The sequence below is a fragment of the Hyphomicrobiales bacterium genome, from assembly GCA_030688605.1.
Taxonomy (GTDB): domain Bacteria; phylum Pseudomonadota; class Alphaproteobacteria; order Rhizobiales; family NORP267; genus JAUYJB01.
Map to the genome: position 1 here is coordinate 40,918 of JAUYJB010000039.1, position 8,933 is coordinate 49,850.

10 protein-coding genes and 2 tRNA genes are annotated in these 8,933 nt (G+C 63.0%); 3 read left to right on the forward strand and 9 right to left on the reverse strand.

The genetic code is table 11. The annotated features are described in order from the left end of the window. Positions 1 to 12: 12 nt before the first annotated feature. Genes Q8P46_04905 through Q8P46_04915 form a run of 3 tightly spaced genes read right to left on the reverse strand, consistent with a single transcriptional unit; the run spans position 13 to position 1,589 of the window. A complete protein-coding gene (locus Q8P46_04905) occupies positions 13 to 615 on the reverse strand; it encodes an NADH-quinone oxidoreductase subunit C (protein MDP2619501.1) in 603 nt (200 codons plus the stop codon). A 39-nt stretch (positions 616 to 654) separates the two neighbouring features. Then, positions 655 to 1,233 (reverse strand): NADH-quinone oxidoreductase subunit B family protein, encoded by a 579-nt coding sequence (locus tag Q8P46_04910; GenBank protein MDP2619502.1) that lies wholly within the window; start codon positions 1,231 to 1,233, stop codon positions 655 to 657. Continuing rightward, positions 1,224 to 1,589, reverse strand: a complete 366-nt coding sequence (locus tag Q8P46_04915) for an NADH-quinone oxidoreductase subunit A (protein ID MDP2619503.1) — start codon at positions 1,587 to 1,589, stop codon at positions 1,224 to 1,226. The genes Q8P46_04910 and Q8P46_04915 overlap by 10 nt, the downstream gene beginning before the upstream one ends. A 552-nt stretch (positions 1,590 to 2,141) precedes the next feature. On the opposite strand from Q8P46_04915, the gene Q8P46_04920 reads away from it, so the two are divergent. Both Q8P46_04920 and Q8P46_04925 read left to right on the forward strand, forming a co-directional pair. Then, a complete protein-coding gene (locus Q8P46_04920; GenBank protein ID MDP2619504.1) occupies positions 2,142 to 2,336 on the forward strand; it encodes a hypothetical protein in 195 nt (64 codons plus the stop codon). 664 nt (positions 2,337 to 3,000) lie between these two features. Next, the gene (locus Q8P46_04925) at positions 3,001 to 3,402 is read left to right on the forward strand and encodes a DUF6165 family protein (GenBank protein ID MDP2619505.1); all 402 of its coding nucleotides are present in this window, start codon (positions 3,001 to 3,003) and stop codon (positions 3,400 to 3,402) included. Here the strand turns inward: Q8P46_04925 and Q8P46_04930 are convergent. The 3 genes from Q8P46_04930 to Q8P46_04940 all read right to left on the reverse strand — a co-directional run bounded on the left by Q8P46_04930 (position 3,390) and on the right by Q8P46_04940 (position 4,748). Next, a complete protein-coding gene (locus Q8P46_04930) occupies positions 3,390 to 4,337 on the reverse strand; it encodes a glycosyltransferase family 9 protein (GenBank protein ID MDP2619506.1) in 948 nt (315 codons plus the stop codon). The genes Q8P46_04925 and Q8P46_04930 overlap by 13 nt on opposite strands. A gap of 143 nt (positions 4,338 to 4,480) precedes the next feature. After that, positions 4,481 to 4,557 (reverse strand) — tRNA-Asp (locus Q8P46_04935). 115 nt (positions 4,558 to 4,672) lie between these two features. After that, positions 4,673 to 4,748, reverse strand: a tRNA-Val gene (locus tag Q8P46_04940). 133 nt (positions 4,749 to 4,881) lie between these two features. Here Q8P46_04940 and Q8P46_04945 point away from each other — a divergent pair. After that, positions 4,882 to 5,034 (forward strand): hypothetical protein, encoded by a 153-nt coding sequence (locus Q8P46_04945; GenBank protein MDP2619507.1) that lies wholly within the window; start codon positions 4,882 to 4,884, stop codon positions 5,032 to 5,034. A gap of 66 nt (positions 5,035 to 5,100) precedes the next feature. On the opposite strand, the gene Q8P46_04950 is transcribed toward Q8P46_04945, so the two are convergent. The 3 genes from Q8P46_04950 to Q8P46_04960 all read right to left on the reverse strand — a co-directional run. Then, the gene (locus Q8P46_04950) at positions 5,101 to 5,376 is read right to left on the reverse strand and encodes an HU family DNA-binding protein (protein ID MDP2619508.1); all 276 of its coding nucleotides are present in this window, start codon (positions 5,374 to 5,376) and stop codon (positions 5,101 to 5,103) included. Positions 5,377 to 5,576: 200 nt separating this feature from the next. Next, positions 5,577 to 8,012 carry an endopeptidase La gene (lon, locus tag Q8P46_04955; protein MDP2619509.1) on the reverse strand — a complete coding sequence of 812 codons (2,436 nt, stop codon included), beginning with the start codon at positions 8,010 to 8,012 and terminating at the stop codon, positions 5,577 to 5,579. Positions 8,013 to 8,276: 264 nt separating this feature from the next. Further along, positions 8,277 to 8,933: AAA family ATPase (locus Q8P46_04960; GenBank protein MDP2619510.1), on the reverse strand; the 657-nt coding region annotated here is incomplete at its 5' end.

The following is an 8,933-nucleotide window of genomic DNA, read 5'->3' on the forward strand; positions in this document are numbered from 1 at the left end:
TGAGCTCCATGGTCATCGGCTCGCCTTCTCGTCGCCGGGCAGCAGATAGTCCGGCCCTTCCCAGGGGCTGAGGAAGTCGAAGCTGCGCAATTCCTGCTCCAGCCTCACGGGCTCGTAGACGACCCGCTTGAGCTCGTCGTCGTAACGCACCTCGACAAAGCCGGTGAGCGGGAAGTCCTTCCGCAGCGGATGGCCCTCGAAGCCGTAGTCGGTGAGAATCCGCCGCAGGTCCGGATGGCCGGAAAACAGGATGCCGTAAAGGTCAAAGGCCTCGCGCTCGTACCAGTCGGCGGCGGGAAACAGGGAGACCACGCTTGCCACGGGCTCCGTGTCGTCGGTCACCAGCTTGACGCGGATGCGCTGATTCTGCACCGGAGACAACAGATGATAGACGACGTCGAATCGCTTCTCGCGGCCGGGATAATCGACGCCGCAGATATCGATCAGGCAATCGAACTGGCAACTCGTGTCGTCGCGCAGGAACTTGAGCACCTTGAGGATGGCCGCCGCGCTCACCGACACGGTCAGCTCGCCATGGGCCACCGTGTACGCGGCGACGTCGCCGCCCAAGGCCGTTTTGATGTATTCGCCGAGTTCCTTCAGCGTCTCGTCCATAGCGGGGTTCCGGGGCCTTGCAATGGTGTGCCGGGCCGATCAGCGTTCGATTGTCCCAGTGCGGCGGATCTTCTTTTGCAGCAAGAGAACGCCATAAAGCAGCGCCTCGGCGGTCGGCGGGCAGCCAGGCACGTAGATGTCCACCGGCACGACCCGGTCGCAGCCGCGCACCACCGAGTAGGAATAGTGATAGTAGCCGCCGCCATTGGCGCAACTGCCCATGGAGATGACGTAGCGCGGCTCCGGCATCTGGTCGTAGACCTTGCGGAAGGCCGGCGCCATCTTGTTGGTCAGCGTGCCGGCGACGATGATCACGTCGGACTGTCGGGGGCTCGCGCGCGGGGCAAAGCCGAACCGCTCGCAGTCATAGCGCGGCATCGCCATCTGGATCATTTCGACCGCGCAGCAGGCCAGCCCGAATGTCATCCACATCAGTGAGCCGGTCCGCGCCCAGGTGATCAATTCATCCGTCGAGGTGACGATGAAGCCCTTGTCGGCCAGCCCCGCGTCGACCTCGGTAAAGAAGGTATCCTCGGCATCAGCCGGAACGGCGTGCGGATCGAGCAGCTTCTTGGCCGGGGGCGCAACTCCCGGCCGCGACATATAGCCTAGTCCCATTCCAACGCTCCCTTACGCCATTCGTAAACGAAGCCGATGGTCAGAACGCCCAGAAACACCATCATCGACCAGAAGCCGAACCAGCCGACCGCCTTGAACGCGGCGGCCCAGGGAAACAGGAAGGCAACCTCAAGATCGAAAATGATGAACAAGATGGCGACCAGATAGAAGCGCACGTCGAACTTCATGCGCGCATCGTCGAAGGCGTTGAAGCCGCACTCATAGGCCGACAGCTTTTCCGGGTCGGGCTGCTTGTAGGCGACCAGGAACGGCGCGACCAGCAGTGCCAGCGCAATAACCAAGGCGACGCCGATGAAAATGACGATTGGCAGATAGTCGATTACCAGGTCGTGCATTCAAAACCCTTGGCAAGAACTCCGAGCCGCCCTCAGCTGCGCCCGGCCTGGCAGTACCCCGACCGCCGCCTACACGTTGCGCCAGATCGAGCCGCGGCGCAACCCGTCCGCCCGTTGCCGGACAACCCGATTTGACCCACTCGATCGATCCCTTTTGACCGGACAATGCTCTAGCGCAGGGCCGCCGGCTAGGCAAGCGAGCCTACCCTCCGAAGCGGCAGATTCGGCTGCGCCCATGCGTCGCAACCGATGCTAGGACATCCGCCGGTTAAATGGCCGGATCTATGGAATGTGGAATGAAATGACGGCGCATCGCGTTGCAGCGCGAATAACTCAGCGAATCGGCGATACCTGATCCCCGCGTCACGATCGCTTCGACATGCGGATCTTGCCTTCGCTCCTCCTGGCGGCTTTCCCGCCATCCGATGACAAATGGTGGCATCTCGTTAACTGCCTCCCGAAAATCGAATTAATATGTTAAATTATGAGCCGATAATAGATGCAACACCGCAGCCGGACGGATATAGGCGGTGAGTCAAAACGGACGCGGGCATGTTCGAACGTATATTCTGTCGTCATGTCGACAGCGTAATCCATATCGTGCGCCGGGGAGAAAGACACACGTTTCTGAAGCAGGCTGTCGACGAATACGGCATGATCGGTGGCGTTCAGGCAGAACAGAGTGCAGGTGCGATCGGTCTGGTGGCCGAAGGAGCGGCATATGTGCCGACGCGTTCGGGCACATGACAGGTTCGGTCGAGTGCGCGCCAAGTCCGGTTGGGTGCGCGGTTCAGGCGTAAGGAGAACCCGGCGCGGGCGTAGGATCAGTGCCGCGCGGGTGGCGCGGTTGTTGGCCAGAATGTTTCAACTTGGCCACGCACTGGAATCAGCAATGCGCCTGCCCTTGCTGCAACCGCCGTTGCGGCCGAATGACGAATTTCCTCGCAATGGCCACGATGTCCAGACTGAATTGAACAAAATAGGCTATACGAGGTAAACACGAGATGCGAAGCGCCTCGGCAACGCCACACCAAGGCGGCCGAGAAGTCCTGTCCGGCACTTGGGGAGATGGGCAACCATCTCCCACTTTTTTGAATTCTTTCCGAGCCGGGAGTCCGGTGGGATTCGCGCGGATCTGCCCTATGGAAATACGTCGTCCTTTATGCGAGCGGTTAAGCAACGCCAGTATTGAGAAAGTGGCGGATAGCAGTTCTATTTCCGCTTGGATGACATATACCAAGGCGCGAAACGATCAATAAAGTAATGTGAAAGACGAGGATACAGGCCCGGAGGGCCTTGCAGTTCGCCGGAGCCTTGGAGCTTCATACGCCGGCGGCTGGTCCCGGCGGCAGGGCTGATCTATCATGCGGCCCGCCGGCGCCGGGCCGGTTGCAGGCGGGGGAGGGATTGCGTGAGCCCTGTAGACGGCGCGCGGATCATGATCGAGGCAGGGGCCGGAGAGCTGATCGACAAGATCACGATCCTGCGGATCAAGACCGAGCGCATGACCGACGCCACCAAGCTTGTCAACATCCGGCGCGAACTCGACATGCTGCGGCGCGCGCGTGCGCGCAGCCTGCCGGCGAGCGCCGAGCTCGACCACCTTGAGGAAGAGCTCAAACGCATCAACCAAGCCTTGTGGGACATCGAGGACGACATCCGCCGCTGCGAGCGGACGGGTGAGTTCGGCGATCGGTTCGTGCGGTTGGCCCGCTCCGTCTACAAGCAGAATGACCGCCGTTCCGCCTTGAAACGGCGCATCAACGCGCTGACCGGCGCGCGCATCGTCGAGGAAAAATCCTACGCTCCCTGATCAAGTTCCGCGCGAACGGCGGCATAGACCGTCTCCACGGTCAAGGTCCTCAGGTCGGGGACCTCGATGACCTTGAAGCGGCGATCGATGCACGTGACGGCCGCCGTAGGCGTACCGTAGAGCGCCAGTCCCCTGGCTCCGGCGTGGGCGGCCAGATGCGTCGGCCCGGTATCGTTGCCGACCACGAAGCGCGCCCGTATGGCGAGCCCGGCGAGCTTGAAGAAATCGACCGGCGCGCCATTGTCCAACAGCATGATGCCCGGAATGGCGCGGCACAGATCGAGTTCGTCCGATCCCGGAGCGGTAATGACCTGATGGCCCTCGGCGAGGAGCCGGCGCGCAAGCGCGGCGTAACCGGGCCATCGTTTTTGCGGATGCCGGGCAGCGCTTCCCGGAACGAGCAGAATGAATCCATCGCTGACACCCGCCTGCTCCAAAATCCCGCTTGGGTCGTCGGCCATCCACGAGACGTCGGGCCGGCCGGCATGGGCGACCTTCAGGCCAGCCTCGGCAAGTTGCCCGGCCAGCCGGTCGAGGACCGGGATCCGTTCCGGATTGGCGGCAGTATATGGATGGCTGCAGCCGGCTGCCTTTCCCGACCAGGGCGTTCGGGGCAACATGAAGCGACGGTAGAACCGGGTCCGGCCGCTGTTCTGCAGGTCGTAGACCATGTCGTAGCCGCCGGCGCGAAGCCGCCGCCTGAGATCGAGAAGCGGCCCCAGCGCGATACGCGGCGCGCGCGGGTCGATTTCTACGGCATCGACGAAGGGGCAACGCTCCATGATCCGCTCGTAGGCGGGCGTTGTGAGGGCGGTGATCCGGGCATTCGGATGATTGGCCCTTATGTCGCGCAGCGCGCCTGCGGACAGGATCACATCCCCGAACGCACCCAGCTTGATGACCAGTATCCCGTGCGCGGCGATCTTCATCGGCATGGGAGTGCATCATGCATCGCCGTTCTGCGCCGGACAATCCCGCGGCCGGGCAAGCCTTGGAGCCCTCCGCCCGGCCCGGGCAGAGGCTGGAAAATCGATCCCACGGGGTCCGATCGGAAGCGGCAGTAGTGGAGAACGAAGGCTGGCGGGAGTGACGGGACTCGAACCCGCGGCCTCTGGCGTGACAGGCCAGCGCTCTAACCAACTGAGCTACACCCCCTATCGCCGGCGCGCCTTCGGGCCCGGGCGAGCGGTGGCGTTCATGTACGCACGGCCCTGTTGCAAGTCAAGCGACCGAATCCGGCCCGCCGAGCCGAAGCTCGAAGAGTGCCGGCTGGTGGGCGGTGAGAGACTCGAACTCCCGACATCCACGGTGTAAACGTGGCGCTCTACCAGCTGAGCTAACCGCCCCTTACACCCGCGGATTTACGCACTCGCACGCGACAACGCAAGGCGCTAGATGTGAGCTTTCATTAGGTTGTCCATCCGGTCCTGAGCGAGGAAGCTGAGGTTGCAAGACTTCAGTGATTCCTTGGAGGACCGGATGAACATCCATAAGAATGCCCGTCTGACGCCGCTCGGTCGAGAGCGGATAGCGATGCAGGTGCTGGGCGGGGAGACGCCGGAGGCCGCCGCCATCGGCCCGGACCACGCCCCGGGCTTGCATGGCCGGCCCCGATCCTGGAGCGGCTTATGACTCGGACAGAGGGCCCCGCGCGCGGAGCGCGCGGGGCCCACCGAAAAAGTCAATCAAATCGCGGAGTTAGCGGTTTACCGCTTCCTTCAGCGCCTTGCCCGGGCGGAATTTCGGCGCCCTAGACGCCGGAATGTGGATCACCGCGCCCGTGCGCGGATTGCGCCCCATGGAGGCTGCGCGATTTGCGACAACGAAATTGCCGAAGCCGACAATGCGGACCTCGTCCCCACCTCTCAAAGCTGTCTCGATTTCGGCGAAGGTTGCCTCGACAGCGTCGGCCGCGGCGGACTTCGACATATTGGTCTTGTTCGCAACGCGGGCAATCAGCTCGTTCTTGTTCACGGCGATTCCCTCTTTCTGATTGACGTTCAAGTGATTCGCTAAACGCGGTACCGTACCATATGGTCACTGCAAAAACCGAGGAATCGCAAGCTTTTTCTGCCAATGTGGCGGAGGCTTAAGAGACGGTCAACCAGGCCAAGCGCGTCGGGCGGCTCGCGGCCGCCCGATTCGTCAGTGCCAGTTTGGTCCGTGAAAGACGATCAATGCGCCGTCACGCCGGAGGGCTCGTCGTCGGCGACGACCGGCGGCTTGTCCTCCCCGTGCGCCGACTTCTCTTCCCACTCGATGGCTTCCGGTTGGCGCACCAGGGCGTTCTTGAGCACGTCCTCCATCCGCGCCACCGGGGTGATGTCGAGCCCGTTCTTGACCTCTTCGGAAATCTCGGCGAGGTCCTTCACATTCTCTTCCGGGATCAGCACCTTCTTGATGCCGCCGCGCAGCGCAGCGAGAAGTTTCTCCTTCAGGCCGCCGATCGGCAGCACGCGGCCGCGCAGGGTGATCTCGCCGGTCATCGCCACGTCGCGGCGCACCGGAATGCCGGTCATCACCGAGACGATGGCGCAGCCCATGGCGATGCCCGCCGACGGGCCGTCCTTGGGGGTTGCCCCCTCGGGCACGTGGACGTGGATGTCGCGGCGGTCGAACAGAGGCGGCTCGATGCCGAATTCGACCGCCCGCGAGCGCACATAGGCGTTGGCGGCGGAAATCGATTCCTTCATCACGTCGCGCAGATTGCCGGTGACCGTCATCTTGCCCCTGCCGGGCATCATGGCGGCCTCGATGGTCAACAGCTCGCCGCCGAACTCGGTCCAGGCGAGACCGGTGACGACGCCGACCTGATCCTCCAGCTCCGCTTCGCCATAACGGAATTTGGGCACGCCGAGATAGTCGGACACGGTTTCGACGGTGACGGTGACGGAGCCTTTCTTGCTGAGCATCAATTCCTTGACCACCTTGCGGGCCAGCGTTGAGATTTCGCGCTCCAGATTGCGCACGCCGGCCTCACGCGTGTAGCGGCGCGTGATGTGAAGCAGCACCTCGTCGTCGAAGATGAGCTCCTTGGCCTTCAGCCCGTGGGCCTTGTAGGCCTTGGGGATCAGGTGGCGGCGGGCGATCTGCACCTTCTCTTCCTCGGTGTAGCCGGCGATGCGGATGATCTCCATCCGGTCCATCAGCGGCGGCGGGATGTTGAGGGTGTTGGCCGTGGTCACGAACATCACGTTGGAGAGATCGTAGTCGACCTCCAAATAATGGTCGTTGAAGGTGTTGTTCTGCTCCGGATCGAGCACCTCGAGCAGCGCCGAGGATGGATCGCCCCGGAAGTCGGCGCCCATCTTGTCGATCTCGTCGAGCAGGAACAGCGGGTTGACCGTCTTGGCCTTGCGCATCGACTGCACGATCTTGCCGGGCATCGAGCCGATATAGGTGCGCCGGTGGCCGCGGATCTCCGCCTCGTCGCGCACGCCGCCGAGCGACATGCGCACGAATTCGCGGCCCGTGGCGCGGGCGATCGACTTGCCGAGCGAGGTCTTGCCGACGCCGGGCGGCCCGACCAGGCACAGAATCGGCCCGCGCATCTTCTTGGTGCGGCTCTGCACGGCGAGATATTCGACGATGCGCTCCTTGACCTTGTCGAGGCCGTAATGATCGGCGTCGAGGATCTCCTGGGCGCCGACCAGGTCCTTCTTGATCCGGCCCTTCTTGCCCCACGGGATCTGCAACAGCCAATCGAGATAGTTGCGCACCACCGTCGCCTCGGCCGACATCGGGCTCATCTGCCGCAGCTTCTTGAGCTCGTTGTGGGCCTTCTCGCGAGCCTCCTTGGAAAGCTTGGTCTTGGCGATCTTGTCTTCAAGCTCGGCCAGCTCGTCGCGGCCCTGCTCGCCGTCGCCGAGTTCCTTCTGGATCGCCTTCATCTGCTCGTTGAGATAGTATTCGCGCTGCGTCTTCTCCATCTGCCGTTTGACGCGGCTGCGGATGCGCTTTTCCACCTGCAGGACGGAAATCTCGCTCTCCATCAGGCCGAGGATCCGCTCGAGCCGCCGGGCCACCGAGGCGTCCTCGAGAATCTCCTGCTTGTCCTGAATCTTGATCGCCAGATGCGAGGCCACCGTGTCGGCAAGCTTGGAGTAGTCGTCGATCTGGGAAATCGAGCCGAGAATGTCGGGCGACACCTTCTTGTTGAGCTTTACATAGCTTTCGAACTCGGAAATGACCGAGCGCGCCAGCGCCTCGACCTCGACCGCCTCGCCGATCTCCTCGGCGAGCAGCATCGCGTCGGCCTCGAAGAAGTCGTCGCGATCGGTATAGCTCTGCACGCTGGCCCGGCTCTGCCCCTCGACCAGCACCTTGACGGTTCCGTCGGGCAGCTTGAGGAGCTGCAGCACGGCCGCCAGCGTGCCGATCGGAAAAATCTGATCGGGCTCCGGATTGTCGTCGCCGGCGTTCTTCTGGGTTGCCAGAAGAATCTGCTTTTCGTTGCGCATGACGTCTTCGAGCGCGCGAATCGACTTCTCGCGCCCGACGAACAGCGGCACGATCATATGCGGGAACACCACGATGTCGCGCAGCGGCAGGACCGGGAAGCGGCCCTTGCGTCCGGGAACGCCGACCATACGCGGCTTGTCATCGCTCATCTGCAAAATATCCTTTTCTTGGCCCGTGGGCACCGCACCGCAGCCGATCAGTGCCCCGTCGAGGGCTGCTCGCGCTTGACCCCTGAACGAGACTGACCGGTACCAACGCCATTTGATCCTTAGAGAACCAAACTCGGCCTCATCGGCGGTGGGTCGGATTTTCCGCTCACCGCATAGTTGGCCCTTTACAGGCGAAACTTCAAGCCGGCGGCGGCAAAACCCGTCGATGCCGTTGTAACCCGGCCACATTCCGGCCCGACACCCTCAGGCGCTGGTTCCGATATCCTCCGCGCGGTCGGCATAGATGTGCAGCGGACGCGCCTGACCTTCGACGACCTCGTTGGAGATGACCACCTCCTCGACGCCTTCCAGGCCCGGTAGTTCAAACATGGTGTCGAGCAGGATCGCCTCCATGATCGAGCGCAGACCCCGCGCGCCGGTCTTGCGGTCGATGGCCTTCCTGGCGATCGAGCGGATCGCCTCGTCGGCGAAGGACAGGTGTATGTTCTCCATCTCGAACAGGCGCTGATACTGCTTGATGAGCGCGTTCTTGGGCTCGGTGAGGATCTCCATCAAGGCCGGCTCGTCGAGGTCGTCGAGCGTGGCAATCACCGGCACGCGGCCGACAAATTCGGGGATCAGGCCGAAACGCAGCAGATCCTCCGGCTCGACTTGCTTGAGCACCTCGCCGGTGCGCCGGTCGTCGGCCGATTTGACGTCGGCGCCGAAGCCGATCGACGTGCCCCGCCCGCGCGCCGATATGATCTTCTCGAGGCCCGCGAAGGCACCGCCGCAAATGAACAATATGTTGGTGGTGTCGACCTGCAGGAATTCCTGCTGCGGGTGCTTGCGCCCGCCCTGCGGCGGCACCGAGGCGACGGTGCCTTCCATGATCTTCAACAGCGCCTGCTGCACGCCCTC

Bases quoted from the DNA above. Each gene is read 5' to 3' on its own strand.
- Q8P46_04905 (MDP2619501.1), bottom strand. From the start codon at position 615: ATGGACGAGACGCTGAAGGAACTCGGCGAATACATCAAAACGGCCTTG.
- Q8P46_04910 (MDP2619502.1), bottom strand. From the start codon at position 1,233: ATGGGACTAGGCTATATGTCGCGGCCGGGAGTTGCGCCCCCGGCCAAG.
- Q8P46_04915 (MDP2619503.1), bottom strand. From the start codon at position 1,589: ATGCACGACCTGGTAATCGACTATCTGCCAATCGTCATTTTCATCGGC.
- Q8P46_04920 (MDP2619504.1), top strand. From the start codon at position 2,142: ATGTTCGAACGTATATTCTGTCGTCATGTCGACAGCGTAATCCATATC.
- Q8P46_04930 (MDP2619506.1), bottom strand. From the start codon at position 4,337: ATGCCGATGAAGATCGCCGCGCACGGGATACTGGTCATCAAGCTGGGT.
- Q8P46_04945 (MDP2619507.1), top strand. From the start codon at position 4,882: ATGAACATCCATAAGAATGCCCGTCTGACGCCGCTCGGTCGAGAGCGG.
- lon (MDP2619509.1), bottom strand. From the start codon at position 8,012: ATGAGCGATGACAAGCCGCGTATGGTCGGCGTTCCCGGACGCAAGGGC.